The organism is Sphingopyxis sp. NJF-3, from assembly GCF_053514865.1.
Genome location: NZ_CM130726.1, coordinates 1232157 through 1251548, shown reverse-complemented (window position 1 = coordinate 1251548; position 19392 = coordinate 1232157). Strand labels below are relative to the sequence as shown.

Below are 19392 nucleotides of genomic sequence, written 5' to 3'. Positions count from 1 at the left end.
ATAGGACAGCGACGGCGCGCCGCCTAATGAACGTCTATTCAGCGCCCCGCAAGGAGTTTGCCACTAACATGGCCGGCATGATTTCGCTGCCCCCTATTTCCCGCCTCGCGCTCGTCGCGGCCCTCCTCATTCCCGGCATCGCCTCCGCGAGCGAACTGACCCCCGAGCAGATGGCCTGGTACCGTGCCCAGATGGGGCTCGCGTCGGTGTCGACCAGCCCCCCGACGGCGACCAATTCGGTCGGCGACGCGGTGCTCGAATGGCGGCGGCTGACACAGGACAACAACGCCTCCTTCGACCGACTGTCGCGCTTCCTGATGGCGAACCGCGGCTGGCCCGATGCCGACAAGATGCGCGTCCGCGCCGAAAAGGCGATCGCGATCGACAGCTTCGACCCCGCGCGCACCCTCGCCTATTTCACCGCCTTTCCGCCCAGGACGCCGAGCGGCGAACTGCGCATGGCGCTCGCACTCAACGCCTCGGGCCGGCGCGACGAAGCCAATGCCGCGGTGCGCCGCGCCTGGACCGGCGGACCGCTGACCCAGGACGAGGTCAACCGGGTGCTGACCTTCTTCCCCGGCGCGATCACCCCCGCCGATCATGACGCGCGGATGGAGCGGCTGCTCTGGTCGAACGACACCGGCGCGGCGGCGCGCCAGCTCACCTACACCTCGCCGCAGAAGCGCGCGGTGTTTTCCGCGCGGCTCGCGATGCGCAGCGGCGCGGTCGACGCGGCGCTGCAGGCCTCCGCGGTCGAGGCCGCCAACCCATCGCTCGTCCGCACCGACCCCGGCTATATCACTGCCAAGGCGACCTGGCTTCGCGCCTCGGGCCGCGCCGGCGAAGCGCGCGCGTTGCTTGCCGGCCCGCGCGCGCTGGCGAGCGCGCCGCTCGACGCAGAGGAATGGCTCGAAACCTTGCTGACCAACGCCCGCCTCGCCGATGCGGGGGGCGACAAGACGACCGCCTATAATATCGCGAAGCAGCTCGACGACGCGCTGCCGCCCGGCACGGTGGTGCGCGAAACCGCGCTCGGCGTGCGCGACGATTATACCTCGCTCGCCTGGCTCGCGGGCCAGCTGGCCTTCCGCGACCTCCATCGCCCCGGCGAGGCGGTGCGCCTGTTCCGCGCCTATGGCGACGCCGCGCGCTCGGCGCAAACGCGCACGAAGGGCTATTATTGGGCCGGGCGCGCGGCGCTCGCCGCCGGCGACACCGCGACCGCCAACGCCTATTTCTCCGACGCGGCGGAGCATTATGACCAGTTCTACGGCCAGCTTTCGCTCGAGCGGCTCGGCCGGCCTCAGCCGCGACCGGCCGCCACCCCCAGCATCCCCGTGACGCCGTCGGAAAAGACGGCGTTCGAGGACGACCGGCTCGTCCGCGCCGCGCGCGCGCTCGGCGAGATCGGGGCATGGCGCGAGCAGTCGCTGTTCCTGCGCGCGCTCGCGCAAAAGGCGACCTCACCCGCCGATCACATTCTCGCGGGCCAGCTCGCCAAGCAGATCGGGCGCCCCGACCTCGGCGTGATGATCGGCCGCAGCGCGCAGGCGAACAGCCTCGACGCGGTCGAGGTTTCGGGCTTTCCGACCGTGCGCGTTCCCGCGGGGCACGAAAGCAACTGGACCTTCATCCACGCGATCACCCGGCAGGAAAGCCAGTTCGACCGCGCCGCGGTCAGCCACGCCGGCGCACGCGGCATGATGCAGCTGATGCCGGGCACGGCGCGCGAGGTCGCGGGCAAGCTGGGGCTCAGCTACGACGCCAGTTCGCTGACCACCGACACCAATTACAATCTGACGCTCGGGTCGACCTATTTCCAGCAGATGCTCCGCTATTTCGGCGGCAGCTATCCGCTCGCGGTCGCCGCCTACAACGCGGGGCCGGGCAATGTGAACAAATGGCTGCGCGCCAACGGCGACCCCCGCTCGGGCGGAATCGGCATCGTCGACTGGATCGAGGCGATCCCGATCTTCGAGACCCGCAACTATGTGCAGCGTGTGCTGGAGAACGCAGTCGTCTACGATACGCTGCGCGAAGGCGGCGGCTCCCAGCCCAAGGCGCCGCTGAGCTTCTATCTCGGCAAGACGACGCCGGGATAGGGATAGGCATAGTCACAACGTCATCCCGGCGAAGGCCGGGATCTCGCCGGTGCGGCCGAAACGCGAGGGTGAGATCCCGGCCTTCGCCGGGATGACGGCTAGAGAGTTTGGGGCAATGGCCGGAGACAAAAACAACATCATCAGCCCGGCGGGTTTCGCCGCGCTGCGCGCCGAATATGACGCGCTGCTCGGCGGCGAACGTCCGAAGCTGGTCGACGTCATCAGCTGGGCGGCGGGCAACGGCGACCGCAGCGAGAATGGCGACTATATCTACGGCCGCAAGCGGCTGCGCGAGATCGACCGGCGGCTCGCCTTCCTCGCGCGGCGGATGAAGGCGGCGCGGGTCGTCGACCCCGCCGAGCAGCCCGACAAGAGCCGCATCTGGTTCGGCGCGACGGTCGAGTTGGCCGACGAGGAGGACGCGCGCCGCACCGTCACGCTGGTCGGCGACGACGAGGCCGACGCGGGCGCCGGCCGGATCGGCTGGAACAGCCCCCTCGCCCGCGCGCTGCGCGGCGGCGCCGTCGGCGACCTGCGCACCGTCGCGCTGCCCGCGGGTCCCAAGGAATGGGAAATCATGGCGATCGCCTATCCCTGACCGCCTGTGAGCGCGATCACAGCGGCCGCTCCCGCAATGCGATAGGCACGGGCGGTTCCTATCGGGTCGCAGGAGGGGGATGATGCGCTATCTTCTGGCTTTTCCGGCCGCCGCCATGCTGGCGGTCGGCGCGCAGGCGGGCTCCGTCCCGCGCTATGGCGATGCCGAGATCGCGGCGGACCTGAAGCCCGGCGAAGAGGTCGAAGCCCGGATCGACGGCGATTTCAACGGCGATGGCGAAACCGACACCGCCTGGATCGCCGCGGGTCCCGACCGGCGCACCGTCCACGTCGTCTTCGCCGTGCGAAGCGAGGTCGACTTGGGCCATGTCCCGGCAGGAAGCTTTGCGCTGCCGCCCGACCGTCTCGGCCCCGCCGAACTGTCGGTGACCAAGGACGTTCTGGCGATCAAGGATCTGACCGGAGGCACGACCGCGCTGGGGGCCACCTACCGCTTTCGTGGCGACCGTGCGACGGCGCGGATGCGGCTGATCGGTCTCGACGCGACGGCCTATAGCCGCACTTTCGCCCACGACGGCGCCAAGATGAGCTGGAACCTGCTGACCGGCGACCTCATCACATCGCGGCTCGAGTTGACCGGCAGCGGCGACGATGCGGGATATCGGGAGTCCGGCGCGAAACGCATGCGGCGGCCGATCAGCGTCGTCGACATGGAAGCCACCCCCGACGCCGAGACCGAACTCGCGGCGATGGTGCCGCCGCCCGGCTAGTCTGCGATGGGCGACTCAGGTCCGCAGCAGCGCGGGGACGATCCACACCGCCGAAAGCACGATCACCGCGAGGACCAGCGATATCGCAAGGACATAGCGGACGCCCTGCCCCTTGACGGCGCTCGTCGCCTCTTCATCGGTGACTTCGATATGGTCTTCGACGACTCTCATCTTTCGTCTCCCTATCGTCTACCCGTCAAAACGCGCCGCGGCGGCAAGCGGTTCCCGCGCGCGGCGGAAGGGGAGAGACGTGCCAGAGGGTCTGTAAGCCGGGTTCTGTCCACCCCTTTTCAGGGGATGGGCGATCATTCCTCTAGGCGAACGGTTGCCCGAACGCTCAAGCAGTCAACCCGGACGGCGGGGCCGGAACCAACCCTGGGATCGAACCCGTGCCATCCCTATTCGACCTTGCTCCCGGTGGGGTTTGCCGTGCCGCGTCCGTTACCGTCCGCGCGGTGCGCTCTTACCGCACCCTTTCACCTTTCGCCGGGCCGAAGCCGTGGGCGGTCTCTTCTCTGTGGCACTTTCCCTAGGCCCGCCCGAAAGCGGACCCGCCGGACGTTATCCGGCACCGTGGTTTCCATGGAGCCCGGACTTTCCTCCCCCTCGCTTGCGCGAAGCGGCGATCGCCCGACCCTCTGGCGGGTGGATGTATAGCGCGATCCGCCGGCCATTGCGAGGGTTTGCGAAAATGGCGGCTTTGGACTGGGAAGCGGACGTTGCCGTCTTTCGTCAGCCCGGGTTGGATCGGGATCCGCTCGGCGCAAGGATCGCGCGATAGCCCAAAGTTCAGGAAAGTTCAGCCTTGTGCGACCCCCGATTGGGACCTTGCGGCGACCGCTGTTTGTCCACCAAATGAAAGAGTCGAATCGAGGCTGGCACAGCGCGATAATGTAGGAAAGCCTTTTTGAAGGCGGTGTCTGCCTTGGGGTGGGGAGCGGACGTTGCGTCCCGATAAGCCCCTCCCCTTCAGGGGAGGGGCAACGCAGACTTGGCAGCTTGCTGCCTAGTCGGAGTGGGGTGGGGTCTATCGGCCTTGCGCAAGGCCGATAGACCCCACCCACCCCTCCCCTGAAGGGGAGGGGCTTTCTCTCTGCCTATGGCCGCTAGCGGTCGAAACCGGCCGTCAATTCCCCTCGGGCTGCGGCAGCAGCAACGCCAGCAATATCGCCCGGCATTCGCCGTCGATCGTGCCATCGATCAACTCAGTGCGAAACCGCCGCTGGAACGCCACCGTCGCCGCGAACCCGTCGGTCACGTCATAACCGAAGCGTTCGAGCGCGAGCAGGAAGCCCGCGTCGGTCCACAAGGGATCGGTCAGCTTCTTGGTCGGCCGCGGCAGCGCGAGGCGGCGGCGCGCCAGTTCCTCCCATGGGAAAAGCTCGCCGGGGTCCTGCTTGCGCGTCGGCGCGATGTCCGAATGACCGACGACATTACCGCGCGTGATCGCATAGCGATCCTTGATCTGGTGGACGAGACGAACGACCGACGCGACCTGCGGATCGGGAAAGGGCACATAGCCCCATTCGTGCCCCGGATTGACGATCTCGATCCCGACGCTCGCCGAATTGATGTCGCTGATCCCGCGCCAGTGCGACTTGCCCGCGTGCCAGGCGCGCTTGTCCTCCGCGACCATATGGGTGATCTGCCCGTCCTCGCTGACGACATAGTGCGCCGACACTTTGGCGGCAGAATCGGCAAGCCGATCAATGGCTTCGGCCCCGGTCTTCATGCCGGTATAATGGAGGACGATCATCGAGACCGGCAGCGAACGCTCGTCGAAATTCGGAGACCAGCGTTCGATAAAATCGCTCATGCCTGTCGCTGCCCATTTCCTGCGAACCCCGGCCCCGCTTGCGCCAGCGGGGGGCAAATTGCAAGGTTGGAGCGGCCTTCAGGCCGCGACGCGCCGCACCTGCTGATCAGCGGGTTCGTAGAGGCCGCGCAGCCGCGGGCTGGCGACGAACTGGTCGGTCTGGCCGAGCACCGTCTCGCCCGCTCCCAGCACGAGGAAGCTTTGCGGCGCCGCGACCGCGCGCAACCGCGCGAAGGCCTTGAGGCGCATCGGCGCCGCGAAATAGAGCAGCAGATTGCGGCAGAAGATGAGATCCGCAGGTGCCGCGAGCGGCGGCCGGTCGACGAGCATGTTCTGCACCGAGAAATCGATCCGGCGCCGCAGGTCGGCCTTCGCGAGCCAGCCCGCCTCGGTCTGGTCGAACCAGCGCACCATGCGCTGCACGGGGAGGCCGCGCTGGATCTCGAACTGGGTGTAGATCCCGACCCGTGCGCGCGAAATCGCATGATAGCTGACGTCGGTGCCGACAATCTGGACCTGCCACCCCGCCCACCGTTCGGCCTGTTCGGCGAGCAGCATCGCCATCGAATAGGCTTCCTGCCCGGTCGACACGCCGCAATGCCAGATGGTGACGCGGCGCGAGAGCGCGTTGACCTCGCGGATATGATCGAGCGCCTTGGAAGCAATGTCGTCGAACACACTGTGTTCGCGATAGAAAAATGTCTCGTTGTTGAGCATCGCGTCGACCGTGTCGTCGAGCAGCTGGCGGCTCGTTGAGGTAACGAGCGCCGCAACGAGCGCGTCGAGATCGGCGATGCCGTGGCGCTGCATCACCGGTTTCAGCGACATTTCGATGCGCCAGATGCGGTTCGGCGACAGCGTCTGCCCGGTGCGCGATTCGAGCACGCCCATCAGCACCCGATAGGCCGACTCGCTCGCGGTCCCGCCCGCCATCATGGCTTGCGCCCCGGAAGGAAGCTGCCGAGCATCAGCGCGATCGCGTCGGGGTTCAGCGTCGCCGCCGCGACCCCCGCCTTGCTCACCGCGCCGGGCATGCCCCAGATCACGCAGCTTTCGGGCGCCTGCGCGAAGACGGTGCCGCCCGCCGCCTTCAGCCGCGCCGCGCCGTTCGCGCCGTCGCGGCCCATGCCGCTCAGCACCACGCCGACGCCGCCCTTGCCATAGGCCTCGGCGACCGAGGCGAACATCGGATCGGCCGAGGGGCAGCAGCCGTTTTCGACCGGATGCCGGTCGAGCGCGATTTCCCGGCGACGGCCGTTCGCGACGACGACCAGATGCGCGTCGCCCGGCGCGAGATAGATATGCCCGCGCTCGACCGCCATTCCCGCCGCCGCCACCCGCACGCGGCGCGGCGTCATCGTCGCGATCTGGCGCGCATAGAATTCCATGAAGGCGTCGGGCAGATGCTGGGTCAGCAGGATCGGTGCGGTGATCCGGCGGTCAAGATGGGCGAGGAAGTTGGCGAAGGCGGGAATGCCGCCGGTGGAGGCCGCGACCGCGATGCATTCGAGCGGCTGGCCGGTGTCGATCGCGGCCACGGGCGTCGGCGGCGCCGAAGGCTGCGCGGGCCGCAGAACGGCCGGAGCGGTCAGCGGCTGCTGCCCCAGCGTCATGATCCGCTCGGTCAGCACCTCGGCGAAGCGTCCGGAGAAGCTGCCGCGCCCCGGCTTGGCGAGCGTATCGCTGGCCCCGAGCGACAGCGCGTCGATCGCGGCGGGTCCGCCTTCGAGGCAATTCGAGGAAAGGATGAGGACGCGCGCGCCCTGCGCGCGCTCCAATATGTGCGGCAGCGCGTCGATGCCGTTCATCCCCGGCATCTCGATGTCGAGCACGACGACATCGACCGGCTCGCACGCCAGATAGGCGAGCGCCTCGTGCGCCGATGCGACCGAAGCGCAGATCTTCAGCTCGGGCCGCTGTTCGACGATGCGTTCGAGGATGCTACGCACGACCAGGCTGTCGTCGACGAGCATGACGCGCACCGTGCGCGCCGAGGGCATGGTGGCCGCCTCGCGGCCGGAGAGATTGAGCTGCGGCTGACTCACCTTCGTCCTCAGGCGACGCCGACGAGCTGCAATTTTCCTTCCAGCGTTTCGCGGTCGAACGGCTTCATCACATATTCGTCCGCCCCGGCCTCGATCGCGGCGCGGATATGGTCGATGCTGTTCTCGGTCGTGCAGAAGACGACGCGCGGGCGCTCGTCGCGCCCGAAGTCGAGGTCGTTGAACGCGCCCAGAAACTCCATGCCGCTCATCACCGGCATGTTCCAGTCGAGCAGGATCACGTCGGGGCGGTTCGCGCGGCAGAAGGTCAGCGCCTCCTGCCCGTCAGCGGCCTCCTCCACAGCGAACGCCATGCTTTCAAGAATATGGCGCGCGACCTTGCGAATCACTTTGCTGTCATCGACGACCAGACAGGATTTCGACATTTCTATTACCTCCGACCCCCCGGGGTTGCTCGCCTTGCTAGCGCGAAGGGGTGTCCAGCCCGTTAATGAACGACAAAAGTCATGCGGCGCTCGCGACGGGCAACGTCACGAAATGCGCGGGGTCGACGACGAGTAGCGACGCGCCGTCATGCTCGATCATCGCGTCGGCGACGCGCGCCCAGCCGGGAAGCAGCTTCCCGGCGACGCGCGTTTCGGGCGCGTCGATGAAGCAGACATCCTCGATCTCGTCGGCGAGCAGCGCATAGCCATGATCGGCAACGTCGACGACGATCACCCGCTGCCCTTGGGTCGCCGCCACCGGGGGCAGCCCGACGACGACATGCGGGTCGATCAGCGTGAAGACACGGCTGCGGAGCGCGAATAGCCCGGCGACATGCGGCGGGGCGGCGGGCACCTCGACCGGGGTCCCGACCGTGACCACCGAATGGATCGCGCGGCTGCGCAGCGCAACGCGCGTGTCGGCGATGCGCGCGACGAGATAGAGTTTCTCCATCATGGGCGGCCTCCTCCCACCCGGGCGCGCAAGGCTTCGAGCAGCGCCTGGCGGTCATAGCGATAGACGGTCTCGTCGTCGGGCCCGGCGGCCGCGACCGCCGCGCGCAGCCGGATCACCGGCACGCCGCCCGCGACATGGGCGGCCGGGTCGGCATCCTCGGACAAGATCAGCAGCACGTCGGGCAATTCGTCGCCGGCCGACGCGACGCGATAGCCCGCACTGCGCAGGATCGGCGCCAGGAAATTGTCGCCCCAGCCGTCGGCATCGCCCGCGAGCCCGCACAGCGGCTGGCGCGCATCGACCGGTGCGGTGCCGCGCGCATATTGTTCCATCAACCAAAAGGGATCGAGCAGTTCGACGGGCTCGCCACCGACCAGCGCGACTCCGGCGATCAGCCCGGGGGCCGCCGCGGGCTGGACCGCATCGGGCAACCGCACGATGTCGATCACCGCCTCGATCGGATAGCAAAGCCCCCCTTGCCCGTCGTGAAGGCGAAGCAGCTTCACCGCGCCCGGCCCCTCGGGCAGCTTCGCGGCGTGGACCGGGAAGATGTCGTCGCCGATCTGCGCCTGCACCGCCCCGGCGCTTTCGAAAAGCGCGAGCGCGGGGACTTCCTCGACGCGCTCGATCACCGACAGGCGCACGCCGCGAACGCGGCCGCCCGCATCGCGGAACAACAGAAGCTGGGTCGCCTTGCGCGCCGCGGCGGTCTCCGCCTCGGCATCGGCCGCTTCGTCGCGGCTGCGCCCCGCCTCGGAGGCATCGACCCCCGCCGCGGCGAGCAGCCCCTGGACGTCGAGCAGCAGCACCGGCCGGCCATTGTCGGGCAGCGTCGTGCCCGCGTAGAGGCCGGTCGCCATGATCAGCGGTGCCGCCGGCTTGATCACCAGTTCCTCATGATCGTGGATCGCCGCGACGCTCAGCGCATAGCTCTGTCCCTGCCCCGGCCGCACGATCACGATCGCGCGATCCTCGGCATCCTCGTCCGTGCCGGCCTTCAGCCCGAGTATCTCTTCGAGCCTGAGCAGCGGGAACTGCTCGCCGCGCACCGTCGCCAGCTCGCCGCCGCCGACGCGGTCGATGCGCGCGCTGTCGCTGTTCTCGAGCAGGATTTCGCGAACGGCGCCGCGCGGGATCGCGAAATATTGCCCCGCCGCGCGCACCATCAGCCCCGAAATGATCGTCAGCGTCATCGGCACGCGCAGGATGATCGTCAGCCCGCGTCCCTCGTCGTTGCGCAGTTCGACGACGCCGCCGATCTTTTCCAGGTTCGACTTGACGATGTCCATGCCGACCCCGCGCCCCGACACCGAGGTGATCTGGGCGGCGGTCGAAAAGCCGGGGCGAAAGATCAGTTCGAGCTTGTCCTTCGGGGTCAGCGCGCGCGCTTCGGTCGCGGTCAGGATGCGCGCCGCGATCGCCTTCGCGACCAGCGCGTCGGGCGACAGGCCGCGGCCATCGTCGCGCACCTCGATCTCGATCTGGTTGCCCGACTGGCGCGCGGCGACCGACAGCGTCGCGTTCACGCCCTTCCCCGCCGCGACGCGCTGGTCGAGCGGCTCGATGCCGTGATCGATCGCGTTCCGCACGATGTGAATCAGCGGATCGCGGATATTTTCCATCATCTCGCGGTCGAGCTCGACCTCGCCGCCGCTGGCGACGAACTTCACCTTCTTGCCCAGATCCTGCGCGAGGTCGCGGACGATGCGCGGCAGCGGCGCGAACAATTTGTCGATGCGCTGCATCCGCATCTGGCTGACCGACTGGCGCATCCCGGCGATCGAATCGGACAGGCGGTCGAATGAGGCGATCAGCCGCGGGTCGGCGCCCGATTCGCGCAGCATGCGGGCGAATTCGTTGCGCGCGAGCACGATGTCGGTAACCCCGGTCATCACGCTGTCGAGCAGCGGCAGCGGCACGCGGATCGAGCGCCATGCCTGCAGTTCGGCGGCCAGATCGTCCTCGCGCCGCAACTGGATCTCGACCGGCTCGGGCGTCTCGACCTTTTCGCCAGCAAAGGCGAGCGCGTCGATCACGTCGGCATCGTCGCCCGCCGGCTCGCCGCCGCCGGCGCCCAGCGCGCCGCACAATTCGGTCAGGCGGTCGATGACGCCGAGCACGCCGGTGACGAGCGCCGCGTCGGCGGGCCGGTTGCCGCGCCGTACCTGATCGAGCGCGTCCTCGGCCGCATGCGCCAGTGCGGTGACGCGCGGCAGCGACAGGAAACCCGAACTGCCCTTGATCGTGTGGACGAGACGAAAGATCGCATCGAGCCGCTCGCGGTCGCCCGGATCAGCCTCCCACGCGACGAGGGCGCCCCCCGCCTCGGCGAGAATTTCCGCCGTTTCGGCCAGAAAGTCGTTCAGCAGATCATCCATCGCGGTACCGGTGCGCCCCAAAATCGAAGCGCGACCATGCCCGACAATGGTTAAGGGAGGCTTTACCCGCGCGCCCTCAGCACTGCCCCGACGAGCAGCGAGGTCGGCGTCTCGCGCGCCAGCATCACCGTGCCGCCGTTCTGCGCCGCGACCGCCTGCACCAGCATCGCGGGCGCGGTGCGCGAAGTCATGGCGCCGCTCGCCTCGCCCTCGGCCAGGATGCGCTCGACATCCTTGTCGACGAGGATGCGCTCGGCTTCGGCGTGGAGCGCGATCTCGATGCCGCCCTCCTGCTTCTCGCACCCGATATCGAGCCGGCCGCCGCGCACCAGCGCATCGACCAGGATCAGCGCGAGGTTGAGGATGATCTTGACCGCCGGCTTGGGCAGCGGCTCGTCGCCGATCATCCAATTGAGGCTGATCGGGCGCTCGGCCATGATCCCCTCGATCGCCGCCTTCGCCTCGGCGGGCGGCACCGCTTCGCCGAAGCCGCCCGCCGAGCCGAAGGCGAGCCGGAAGAATTTGAGCTTCGCCGCCGACGTCCGCGCGCTCTGCTCGAGCAGGTCGAAACAGCGCGCCCGCATGTCGGGATCCTTCTCGTCGGCGAGCAGTTCGAGCCCGTTGGCGAACGCCCCGACCGGGCTCAGCAGGTCATGGCACAGCCGCGAGGCCAGCATGGAGGCGAAATCGACGCGATCGTCGGTCATGGATGAAATGGCTCCCCAGCGCAGTTCCGCGGATATTTCCGCGCGACCCCGCTCCTAGGGCAGCAAGGCCGCTCAGGGCAAGCGCGTCCCCTTGAAATTCGGCGTTCCGGGGCCACATTCCCCTCAATGCAGGGGGACGAGGATATCTTGACCGTAGCGCTCGACGACAGAGCCGCCGGGCTGCGGCTCGACCGGGCGCTCGCCGAGGCGCTCCCCAGCCTGTCGCGCGAACGCCTGAAGACGCTGATCAAGGGCGGCCGCGTCGCCGATGCGAGCGGCGCGGTGCTCTGGGACCCATCGGCGAAGGCTGCGGCGCCCGCGACGATCGCGGTCCGCCTTCCGGCCCCGGCGCCGGCGCATAATGTCGCGCAGGACCTCGCGCTCGTCATCGCCTATGAGGACGAGCATCTGATCGTCGTCGACAAGCCCGCAGGCATGGTCGTCCACCCCGCCGCGGGCAATGCCGACGGCACGATGGTCAATGCGCTGCTCCACCATTGCGCGGGGCAGCTTTCGGGAATCGGCGGCGTCGCGCGGCCGGGCATCGTCCACCGCATCGACAAGGACACGAGCGGGCTGATCGTCGCCGCGAAGCACGACAAGGCGCACGAGGGCCTCGCGAAGCAATTCGCCGCGCACAGCATCGACCGCCGCTACCTCGCGCTCGCGACCGGGCGGCCGATGCCGGCGAACGGCACCGTCGACGCGGCGCTCGGCCGGTCGAGCGCCAACCGCAAGAAAATGGCGGTGGTGCCCGCGGGACGCGGCAAGCATGCGATCACCCACTACCGGACGATCGAGCCGCTCGCCGGCGCGACGCTCGTCGAATGCCGGCTCGAAACCGGGCGCACGCATCAGGTGCGCGTCCATATGGCGCATATCGGCCACCCGCTCGTCGGCGATCCGGTCTATGGACGCGCCAGGAAGCCGCTGTCGGACGTGCTGAAAGCGCGAGGTTTCGCGCGGCAGGCATTGCACGCGGCCCATTTGGGTTTTATTCATCCGGCAACCGGTAACAGGATCGCGCTCGACAGCGAACTCCCCCAGGATATGCGGGAACTGATCGATGAATTGCGCGTTTAAGTTTCGAATGAAAATCTATCTCGACCGCCGGATGCAACCGCGGCATATTTCTCCTCTGAAAAATTAGGGAAGACGCTATCAATGGCTAACAAAAGCAATGTTCCGGCAGTGGTGCCCGCGCTCGGCGGTGAGGCGAGCCTGAACCGCTACCTGGCCGAAATCCGCAAATTTCCTCTCCTGACCCCCGAGCAGGAATATATGCTCGCGAAACGCTTTCAGGAGCATGGCGACAATGAGGCCGCGGCGCAGCTCGTGACCTCGCACCTTCGCCTCGTCGCCAAGATTGCGATGGGCTATCGCGGCTATGGCCTGCCGGTCAGCGAGCTGATCAGCGAGGGCAACATCGGCCTCATGCAGGGCGTGAAGAAGTTCGACCCCGAACGCGGCTTCCGCCTCGCCACCTATGCGATGTGGTGGATCCGCGCCTCCATCCAGGAATTCATCCTGCGCTCGTGGAGCCTCGTCAAAATGGGCACCACCGCGGCACAGAAGAAGCTGTTCTTCAACCTTCGCCGGATGAAGAACAACCTCGAAGCGTTCGAGGACGGCGACCTGTCGCCCGAAAATGTAGCGAAGATCGCCAAGGATCTCGGTGTCACCGAGGACGAGGTCGTCAGCATGAACCGCCGCATGGCGATGGGCGGCGATACGTCGCTCAACGTGCCGATGGGCGAGGACGGCGACAGCCAGTGGCAGGATCTGCTGGGCGACGAGGGCCCGCTGCAGGACGAGCGCGTCGCCGAGGCCGAAGAGCGCGACGTGCGCCATGCGCTGCTCAACGAGGCGCTCGAAACGCTCAACGAGCGCGAGCGCCATATCCTGACCGAGCGCCGCCTGACCGACGATCCCAAGACGCTCGAGGATCTGAGCCAGGTCTATGACGTCAGCCGCGAGCGCGTCCGCCAGATCGAAGTGCGCGCCTTCGAAAAGCTGCAGAAGGCGATGCTCAAGCTCGCCGGCGAGCGGCGGCTGGTCGGCGCCTGACCGCGCTCAGAAGCGCCGGACGTAGCCCGCGTAGAGCTGAACGTCCGGGCTGTCGCGGTTGAGCCCGGCATTGACGCCGACATCCCATTGGCTGTCGGCGTCGGGTTGCCACCCCAGCGACACCCCCGCCAATGCCTCGGTCGCATGGCCCTCGGGATCATGGTCGCGCGTCAACGACAGCTCAACCGCCGCCGACACCGCGTCCGACAGGCCGAAACCCAGGCCGGCTACCGACCCATAGGCCAGGTGGCGCCCGTCGCCGTCGGCATCGACCGCGGCGTCGACGTGCGGCGTCAGGCCGAGCGACAACGCGCCGAGTTCGAAGCTGACCGGCACCACCAGCCCCGCGCTCCAATCGCCCGCCCCGACCGCCTCGCCGCCCAGCGGCAGCGTCGCATAGGGCATGACCGCCAGCGAAAAGCCCGAGCCGTCGGGGCTGCGCAGATTCTGCCGCAGCGCCAGCGTCACGTCGCCGGTTCGCGTCCGCACGGTCCGCTCGCCGGTCGCCCGGTCGCGCTCGCGCACATGGCCGAGCATCGTCCAGCCGACCTGCACCTCGAGCGAAGGCGTCAGCCCGGCGCGCAGCAGCGCGTCGCCGAAGGCCCAGTTGTCGGTGCGGCCGCCTTCATTCCCGTCGAGCGTCCAGTCGGCGAGCCCGACCTCCAGCACCACGGCTCCGGCATCGACGGTACAGGCCGGCGTGCCGAGCCCCGGGCGGTCGGGGCAAAGCTCGCGTCCCTCCTCCGCCAGCGCGGGGGTCGCGGCCGCCAATGCGGCAACCAGCATGGTCGATCGAAGCGGCATCGGCTCTCCTTTTTTCCGTCCTCCGCCGCTCTTGTCGGGGAATGGGCCTTCCTATCAAGCCCGCTTGCCTCGCCGCGGCAAGTGGCTAATTTGCGGGCATGGCAACCAAATCGCGCGCGACCAAGCGCAAGCTCCCCTGGTATCTGCGGCCCTTCAAATGGTTGCTGTGGTTCATCCTCATCTCGGTCCTGTGGGTCCTCGTCTACGCCGTCGTACCGCCGCCGGTGACCTTCACCATGCTCGCCGACAGCAGCGGCATCACCAAGGACTGGACGAGCCTGTCCCGCATCGACCGCAACATGGTGCGCGCGGTGATCGCGGCCGAGGACGGCAAATTCTGCAGCCACGACGGCTTCGACCGCGAGGCGATCGAGCAGGCGATCGAGCGCAACGCCAAGGGCAAGAAGTTGCGCGGCGGATCGACGGTCAGCCAGCAGACCGCGAAGAATGTCTTCCTGTGGCAGGGCAGCGGCTGGACCCGCTATGTCCGCAAGGTCCCCGAAATCTGGTTCACCTTCCTGATCGAAAAGATCTGGGGCAAGCGCCGGATCATGGAGGTCTATCTGAACGTCGCCGAGACCGGCATCGGCACCTATGGCGTCGAGGCGGGCGCCCAGCGTTACTTCGGGCATGGCGCCGGCAAGCTGACTCCGGCAGAAGCCGCGCGCATCGCGGCGATCCTGCCGCTGCCCAAGAAGCGCGAGGCGGTGAGCCCCTCGGGCTTCACCCGCCGCTATGGCAACACGATTCGCGCGCGCATCGGCGCGGTGCGCCGCGACGGGCTGGACACGTGCGTCTATCAGTGAGGCACTTCAGTGCAGGGAGCGGACATCTCCCACCTTGTCATTCCCGCGAAAGCGGGAACCCGGAGCGGGCGTAGGCCGATCCCGCACCGGGTTCCGCTACGCCGGCTTCCAGCTCTTCCTCTCTTCCGCCTGTTTCAGCACTTCGAACGCCGCCTGCCCTGCCGCGAACCGCTTCGCCGCCTCGGCATCGCCGGGCTTCACGTCCGGATGGCATTCCTTCGCCAGATTGCGCCATGCTTTCTTCGTCGCTTCGAAATCGGCGTCGGGTTCGAGGTCGAGCACCTCCAGCGCGCGCATCTCGTCGGCGCTGCGGCTGCCGTCGCCAGCGCCGCCCCAGGCATAATGCTGCGCGCGGGCATAGCTGCGCGCGCCGCGCGCTTCCTCGGCGGCTCGCGCCGCCGCATCCTCGGCGCTGAGCCCTGCGAAATAGTCCCAGCCGCGATTATATTCGGCGGCGTGCGTTTCGCAGAAATACCAGCGTTCGGGACTGTTCGGCGACTTGGGCGCGGGACAGTTGCCCGGCTCGGTGCAGCCGTGGCGGTCGCACAGCCGTACCTGCTGCGCCTCGCGACCCTGGCCATAGGCGCGCCAGCGGGGAAAACCCCAGTCGTCGGATCTCTTGGCGCGGCTCATCCGACCTCATGTAGCGACTGAGCCTCGCCGTGGCTAGGCGCGATGCCCGAAAAGCTAGTCCTTGGCGGTGTATCCGAACGCCTTGTGCGCCAGCTTCACCACCGCCGGGTCGCGATCGGGCGGCGTCATCGGCACCGCGGCTTCCAGCGCCTCGGCGACATGGGCCAGCGCGGCGATCCGCGCGGCTTTCTTGTTGTTGCCGTCGATCACCTTCCACGGCGCCCAGCGCGTGTCGGTCTGTTCGAACATCTCGTGCATCGCGGCGAGATAATCCTTGCGCTTGGCGCGGTTGCGGTAATCTTCGGGCCCGGTCTTCCAGCGTTTCCAGGGATCGTCGAGCCGGTCGGCGAAGCGCCGGTCCTGCTCCTCCTGCGTGACGTGGACGAACAGCTTGACGAGGTTGGTATGCGACCCGGTCAGCTGCGCCTCATATTCGTTGATCTCGTCATAGCCCTTGCGCCATTCGGCCTCGGTCGCGAAACCCTCGACGCGCTCGACGAGCACGCGGCCGTACCAGCTGCGGTCGAAGATCGAGATTTCGCGATTGCCGGGCAGCCGCTTCCAGAAGCGCCAGAGGAAATGGCGCGCCTTTTCCTCGTCGCTCGGGGCGCCGATCGGCCAGACCTCGAAATAGCGCGGGTCGAGCTGCGCGGTCAGGCGCTGGATGATTCCGCCCTTCCCAGCCGCGTCCCAGCCCTCGAGCATGATGACGCTGCGCTGGCCGTGCGCGATATGCGCGGCCTGTACGCGCTCCAGCCGCTCCTGCAGCAGGGCCAGATCGTCGCCATAGGAGCCGTCATATTTGGCGCCGGCTTCATAGTCGGCGAGATCGATCGTCATCGCTGAATCCCCTCGGGTCCTCTCGCCGCTGCTATCACAGCGGCCTCGCCGAAGCGAAGCGATTAACCCTGATTTTCCGTCACTCCGGCGAGCAGCGCCGCGACGCGCGCCGGGTCCTCCATCGGGATGAAATGGCTGTTATCCGCCCACAGCTCGTCGCGCACCGCGCCGATCCGCGGCCCAAGCCCCGGCCAGGTGGGACTTTGCGAGAAATCCATCGCATCGCCGCGCGACCCCGCCGGCGCGCGGATCAGCGTCACCGGCGCCGCGACGGCGTCCATCCAGGCATAGGGGTCGGTGCGTAGCGCATTCTGGTACATCGAGGCTTCGAGCGCGGGCGGACAGGCGAGTTCATACTCCTCGCCCGACCCCGCAGGCAGCAGGCCATAGGCGCAATAGTCTGCGAGTACCTCGGGCCGCCAGCGGCTGTAAGGCAGCCGGTCGGCGAAGCGCGCACGCATCTCCTCCGCGCTCGCCCACTGGTTGCGGCGGCGCGCGACGGGGTGCTCGGCGGGATCCGGCACCGGAGCATCGCTCGCGCCAACGTAGAGCGCCGGGTCCATGATCACCGGGTCGATCAGGACGAGATGCGCGAAGGCATCGGGCCGTTCGGCGGCGAGCCGCGTCAGCACATGGCCGCCCATGCTGTGCCCGCAACCGACGAGTGTCCGCCCGGCCATCCGGTCGAGCAGCGGCAGAAGCACCTCGGCATTGGCGCCCCAGTCGGCGAGCGTCGCGGGCTTGAAGCTGCGCCCATGCCCGCGATGATCGGGCGCGACGACATGCGTCCCCGCCGGAAGCGCCGCGACGACCTGATCCCACAGCCGCGCATGAAAGCCGGTCGCGTGGAGCAGCAGCAGCGAGGCCCCCTCGCCCGGTGTGCCCCATTCGAACCAGCATATCTCCCCGTCCGGCGTGGCGAGACGGCGTTCGCGAGGCATCGTCACGCCCCACATCGCGCAATCGTCATCCCGGCGAAGGCCGGGATCTCGCCCTTGCGTTCAGATGCACCGGCGAGACCCCGGCCTTCGCCGGGGTGACGAGGAAGTAGGGTGCGATCCAAGGCTATGATCAGCCCTTCGGCCCGTCGACCAGCCGGATGCTGAGTTCCTTGAGCTGCTTGTCGCTGACGGGTGCCGGAGCGCCCATCATCAGGTCCTCGGCCTTCTGGTTCATCGGGAAGACGACGACCTCGCGGATATTGGGCTCGTCGGCGAGCAGCATGACGATGCGGTCGACGCCGGGCGCCGACCCGCCGTGCGGCGGCGCGCCGAACTTGAAGGCGTTGATCATGCCGCTGAAGTTCGCATCGACCTCGGCCTGGCTATAGCCCGCGATCTCGAACGCCTTGTACATGATGTCCGGGCGGTGGTTCCGGATCGCGCCCGACGACAGTTCGACGCCGTTACAGACGATGTCATACTGCCACGCGAGGATGTCGAGCGGGTCTTTGGTTTCGAGGGCCTCCAGTTCGCCCTGCGGCATGCTGAACGGGTTGTGGCTGAAATCGATCTTGCCCGTGTCCTCATCGGCCTCGAACATCGGGAAATCGACGATCCAGCACATTTCGAACTTGTTCGCGTCGATAAGGTCGAGCTGTTCAGCGACGCGGGTGCGCGCAAAACCGGCAAGCTTCGCGGCGACGGCTTCTTTGCCCGCGGCGAAGAACAGCCCGTCGTCGGGACCTAGACCAAGTTCGGCAGCAAGGGCATCCATCTTCTCCGGCCCATGGTTCTTGGCGATCGGGCCGCCCCATTCGCCGCCCTTGCGCGTCGCATAGCCAAGGCCGGCGAAGCCTTCGCCCTGCGCCCAGCTGTTCATGTCGTCGAAGAATTTGCGGCTCTTCTCGGCCGTGCCCGGCGCGGGGATCGCGCGGACGACGTCGCCCGCGGCAACAATGTCGGCGAAGCGGCCGAAGCCCGAGCCGTTGAAATGCGCCGAAACGTCAGTGATGATCAGCGGGTTGCGCAGGTCGGGCTTGTCGTTGCCGTACTTCAGCATCGATTCGCGGTACGGGATGCGCGGGAAGCTGCCCGCCGGGGTCACCGACTTGCCGTTCGCGAACTCCTCGAACACGCCCGCGAGCACGGGCTCGATCGCATTGAACACATCGTCCTGCGTCACGAAGCTCATCTCGAAATCGAGCTGATAGAATTCGCCTGGGCTTCGGTCGGCGCGCGCATCCTCGTCGCGGAAACAGGGCGCGATCTGGAAATAGCGGTCGAAGCCCGCGACCATCAGCAACTGCTTGAACATCTGCGGCGCCTGCGGCAGCGCATAGAATTTGCCGGGATGGACGCGGCTCGGCACCAGATAGTCGCGCGCGCCCTCGGGCGAGGACGCGGTGAGGATCGGGGTCTGATATTCGGTGAAGCCCTGTTCGACCATGCGGCGGCGAAGGCTCGCGATCACGTTCGAGCGCAGCAGGATGTTGGCGTGGAGCCGTTCGCGGCGGAGGTCGAGGAAGCGGTATTTGAGGCGGATATCCTCGGGATATTCCTGTTCGCCCGCGACTGGCATCGGCAATTCGATCGCCGCCGACTGGACCGCGACGTCGCGCGCGCGGACTTCGATCGCGCCCGTCGGCAGGTTGGCGTTCACCGTTTCGGACGACCGCGCGACGACCTCGCCGGTGATCGTCACAACGCTCTCGGCGCGCAGACCGTCGAGCGTGGCGAAGACCGCATCGCTTGAGTCCGCGACGATCTGGGTCAGGCCATAATGGTCGCGCAGGTCGACGAAGAGCAGCCCGCCATGGTCGCGCTTCCTGTGCACCCAGCCGGAGACGCGGACGGTCTGGCCGACCTGCTCGGCGCGAAGCTGGCCGCAATGATGGGTGCGATAGGCGTGCATTTTTCTCGTCTTTCAATAGTCGGGATAGTCACGTTTCACGTGTTTTATGGCCGCGCCTAAGGCAGGTCGGCGCGTCATTTGTCAAGCTCTGCGCCGCCGCGCCCTTTTTCGAG

The 19392-nt window shown here is 67.7% G+C and carries 19 protein-coding genes and 1 other RNA gene; 6 read left to right on the top strand and 14 right to left on the bottom strand.

Annotated features, from left to right (window positions below; genetic code table 11):
• Positions 1–68: 68 nt before the first annotated feature.
• The 3 genes from ACOTSS_RS05890 to ACOTSS_RS05880 all read left to right on the top strand — a co-directional run bounded on the left by ACOTSS_RS05890 (position 69) and on the right by ACOTSS_RS05880 (position 3430).
• Positions 69–2102: a transglycosylase SLT domain-containing protein gene (locus tag ACOTSS_RS05890; RefSeq protein WP_448690585.1), complete on the top strand. Its 2034-nt coding sequence runs from the start codon at positions 69–71 to the stop codon at positions 2100–2102.
• A gap of 115 nt (positions 2103–2217) precedes the next feature.
• Complete coding sequence (gene greB, locus ACOTSS_RS05885; protein ID WP_448690584.1) at positions 2218–2700, top strand: transcription elongation factor GreB; 483 nt, start codon at positions 2218–2220, stop codon at positions 2698–2700.
• Positions 2701–2782: 82 nt separating this feature from the next.
• Entirely contained in the window at positions 2783–3430 is a 648-nt protein-coding gene (locus tag ACOTSS_RS05880; RefSeq protein WP_448690583.1) for a hypothetical protein, read from the top strand.
• 15 nt (positions 3431–3445) lie between these two features.
• On the opposite strand, the gene ACOTSS_RS05875 is transcribed toward ACOTSS_RS05880, so the two are convergent.
• From ACOTSS_RS05875 to ACOTSS_RS05835, 9 genes are all read right to left on the bottom strand, one after another.
• Positions 3446–3601 carry a hypothetical protein gene (locus ACOTSS_RS05875; RefSeq protein WP_176473481.1) on the bottom strand — a complete coding sequence of 52 codons (156 nt, stop codon included), beginning with the start codon at positions 3599–3601 and terminating at the stop codon, positions 3446–3448.
• Positions 3602–3679: 78 nt separating this feature from the next.
• Positions 3680–4072: RNase P RNA component class A (rnpB, locus tag ACOTSS_RS05870), an RNA gene on the bottom strand.
• A gap of 484 nt (positions 4073–4556) precedes the next feature.
• Positions 4557–5246, bottom strand: a complete 690-nt coding sequence (locus tag ACOTSS_RS05865) for an N-acetylmuramoyl-L-alanine amidase (RefSeq protein WP_448690582.1) — start codon at positions 5244–5246, stop codon at positions 4557–4559.
• 78 nt (positions 5247–5324) lie between these two features.
• Positions 5325–6182 (bottom strand): CheR family methyltransferase, encoded by an 858-nt coding sequence (locus tag ACOTSS_RS05860; protein ID WP_448690581.1) that lies wholly within the window; start codon positions 6180–6182, stop codon positions 5325–5327.
• Positions 6179–7291, bottom strand: coding sequence for a chemotaxis-specific protein-glutamate methyltransferase CheB (gene cheB / locus ACOTSS_RS05855; RefSeq protein WP_448690580.1), 1113 nt, complete (start codon positions 7289–7291; stop codon positions 6179–6181). The genes ACOTSS_RS05860 and cheB overlap by 4 nt, the downstream gene beginning before the upstream one ends.
• 8 nt (positions 7292–7299) lie before the next feature.
• On the bottom strand, positions 7300–7674 hold the full coding sequence (locus ACOTSS_RS05850) for a response regulator (RefSeq protein WP_448690579.1): 375 nt from the start codon (positions 7672–7674) through the stop codon (positions 7300–7302).
• 79 nt (positions 7675–7753) lie between these two features.
• Positions 7754–8191, bottom strand: coding sequence for a chemotaxis protein CheW (locus tag ACOTSS_RS05845; protein WP_448690578.1), 438 nt, complete (start codon positions 8189–8191; stop codon positions 7754–7756).
• Positions 8188–10569: a chemotaxis protein CheA gene (locus tag ACOTSS_RS05840; protein ID WP_448690577.1), complete on the bottom strand. Its 2382-nt coding sequence runs from the start codon at positions 10567–10569 to the stop codon at positions 8188–8190. The genes ACOTSS_RS05845 and ACOTSS_RS05840 overlap by 4 nt, the downstream gene beginning before the upstream one ends.
• 62 nt (positions 10570–10631) lie before the next feature.
• Positions 10632–11276: a histidine phosphotransferase family protein gene (locus ACOTSS_RS05835; RefSeq protein ID WP_448690576.1), complete on the bottom strand. Its 645-nt coding sequence runs from the start codon at positions 11274–11276 to the stop codon at positions 10632–10634.
• A 126-nt stretch (positions 11277–11402) separates the two neighbouring features.
• On the opposite strand from ACOTSS_RS05835, the gene ACOTSS_RS05830 reads away from it, so the two are divergent.
• On the top strand, positions 11403–12359 hold the full coding sequence (locus ACOTSS_RS05830; RefSeq protein ID WP_448690575.1) for an RluA family pseudouridine synthase: 957 nt from the start codon (positions 11403–11405) through the stop codon (positions 12357–12359).
• Positions 12360–12440: 81 nt separating this feature from the next.
• The gene (gene rpoH / locus ACOTSS_RS05825) at positions 12441–13343 is read left to right on the top strand and encodes an RNA polymerase sigma factor RpoH (RefSeq protein ID WP_448690574.1); all 903 of its coding nucleotides are present in this window, start codon (positions 12441–12443) and stop codon (positions 13341–13343) included.
• Positions 13344–13349: 6 nt separating this feature from the next.
• Here rpoH and ACOTSS_RS05820 read toward each other — a convergent pair whose 3' ends face one another.
• Positions 13350–14147 carry a transporter gene (locus ACOTSS_RS05820; RefSeq protein WP_448690573.1) on the bottom strand — a complete coding sequence of 266 codons (798 nt, stop codon included), beginning with the start codon at positions 14145–14147 and terminating at the stop codon, positions 13350–13352.
• 98 nt (positions 14148–14245) lie between these two features.
• Between ACOTSS_RS05820 and mtgA the strand changes: the two genes are divergently transcribed.
• Positions 14246–14953, top strand: a complete 708-nt coding sequence (gene mtgA / locus ACOTSS_RS05815; RefSeq protein WP_448690572.1) for a monofunctional biosynthetic peptidoglycan transglycosylase — start codon at positions 14246–14248, stop codon at positions 14951–14953.
• A gap of 96 nt (positions 14954–15049) precedes the next feature.
• Here the strand turns inward: mtgA and ACOTSS_RS05810 are convergent, their stop codons facing one another.
• From ACOTSS_RS05810 to aspS, 4 genes are all read right to left on the bottom strand, one after another.
• Complete coding sequence (locus ACOTSS_RS05810) at positions 15050–15586, bottom strand: J domain-containing protein (RefSeq protein ID WP_448690571.1); 537 nt, start codon at positions 15584–15586, stop codon at positions 15050–15052.
• Positions 15587–15640: 54 nt separating this feature from the next.
• Entirely contained in the window at positions 15641–16426 is a 786-nt protein-coding gene (locus ACOTSS_RS05805) for a polyphosphate kinase 2 family protein (RefSeq protein ID WP_448690570.1), read from the bottom strand.
• Positions 16427–16488: 62 nt separating this feature from the next.
• Entirely contained in the window at positions 16489–17367 is an 879-nt protein-coding gene (locus ACOTSS_RS05800) for an alpha/beta fold hydrolase (RefSeq protein WP_448691298.1), read from the bottom strand.
• Positions 17368–17497: 130 nt separating this feature from the next.
• Positions 17498–19279, bottom strand: a complete 1782-nt coding sequence (gene aspS / locus ACOTSS_RS05795) for an aspartate--tRNA ligase (RefSeq protein WP_448690569.1) — start codon at positions 19277–19279, stop codon at positions 17498–17500.
• Between the last annotated feature and the right edge of the window lie 113 nt (positions 19280–19392).

Excerpts from the sequence above, each read along its gene's own strand:
- ACOTSS_RS05850 (WP_448690579.1), bottom strand. The coding sequence starts at position 7,674 with ATGTCGAAATCCTGTCTGGTCGTCGATGACAGCAAAGTGATTCGCAAG.
- mtgA (WP_448690572.1), top strand. The coding sequence starts at position 14,246 with ATGGCAACCAAATCGCGCGCGACCAAGCGCAAGCTCCCCTGGTATCTG.
- ACOTSS_RS05810 (WP_448690571.1), bottom strand. The coding sequence starts at position 15,586 with ATGAGCCGCGCCAAGAGATCCGACGACTGGGGTTTTCCCCGCTGGCGC.
- ACOTSS_RS05880 (WP_448690583.1), top strand. The coding sequence starts at position 2,783 with ATGCGCTATCTTCTGGCTTTTCCGGCCGCCGCCATGCTGGCGGTCGGC.
- ACOTSS_RS05865 (WP_448690582.1), bottom strand. The coding sequence starts at position 5,246 with ATGAGCGATTTTATCGAACGCTGGTCTCCGAATTTCGACGAGCGTTCG.
- ACOTSS_RS05805 (WP_448690570.1), bottom strand. The coding sequence starts at position 16,426 with ATGACGATCGATCTCGCCGACTATGAAGCCGGCGCCAAATATGACGGC.
- ACOTSS_RS05835 (WP_448690576.1), bottom strand. The coding sequence starts at position 11,276 with ATGACCGACGATCGCGTCGATTTCGCCTCCATGCTGGCCTCGCGGCTG.
- ACOTSS_RS05820 (WP_448690573.1), bottom strand. The coding sequence starts at position 14,147 with ATGCCGCTTCGATCGACCATGCTGGTTGCCGCATTGGCGGCCGCGACC.
- ACOTSS_RS05875 (WP_176473481.1), bottom strand. The coding sequence starts at position 3,601 with ATGAGAGTCGTCGAAGACCATATCGAAGTCACCGATGAAGAGGCGACG.
- greB (WP_448690584.1), top strand. The coding sequence starts at position 2,218 with ATGGCCGGAGACAAAAACAACATCATCAGCCCGGCGGGTTTCGCCGCG.
- ACOTSS_RS05840 (WP_448690577.1), bottom strand. The coding sequence starts at position 10,569 with ATGGATGATCTGCTGAACGACTTTCTGGCCGAAACGGCGGAAATTCTC.
- ACOTSS_RS05860 (WP_448690581.1), bottom strand. The coding sequence starts at position 6,182 with ATGATGGCGGGCGGGACCGCGAGCGAGTCGGCCTATCGGGTGCTGATG.
- ACOTSS_RS05890 (WP_448690585.1), top strand. The coding sequence starts at position 69 with ATGGCCGGCATGATTTCGCTGCCCCCTATTTCCCGCCTCGCGCTCGTC.
- ACOTSS_RS05830 (WP_448690575.1), top strand. The coding sequence starts at position 11,403 with ATGCAGGGGGACGAGGATATCTTGACCGTAGCGCTCGACGACAGAGCC.
- rpoH (WP_448690574.1), top strand. The coding sequence starts at position 12,441 with ATGGCTAACAAAAGCAATGTTCCGGCAGTGGTGCCCGCGCTCGGCGGT.
- aspS (WP_448690569.1), bottom strand. The coding sequence starts at position 19,279 with ATGCACGCCTATCGCACCCATCATTGCGGCCAGCTTCGCGCCGAGCAG.
- ACOTSS_RS05800 (WP_448691298.1), bottom strand. The coding sequence starts at position 17,367 with ATGCCTCGCGAACGCCGTCTCGCCACGCCGGACGGGGAGATATGCTGG.
- ACOTSS_RS05845 (WP_448690578.1), bottom strand. The coding sequence starts at position 8,191 with ATGATGGAGAAACTCTATCTCGTCGCGCGCATCGCCGACACGCGCGTT.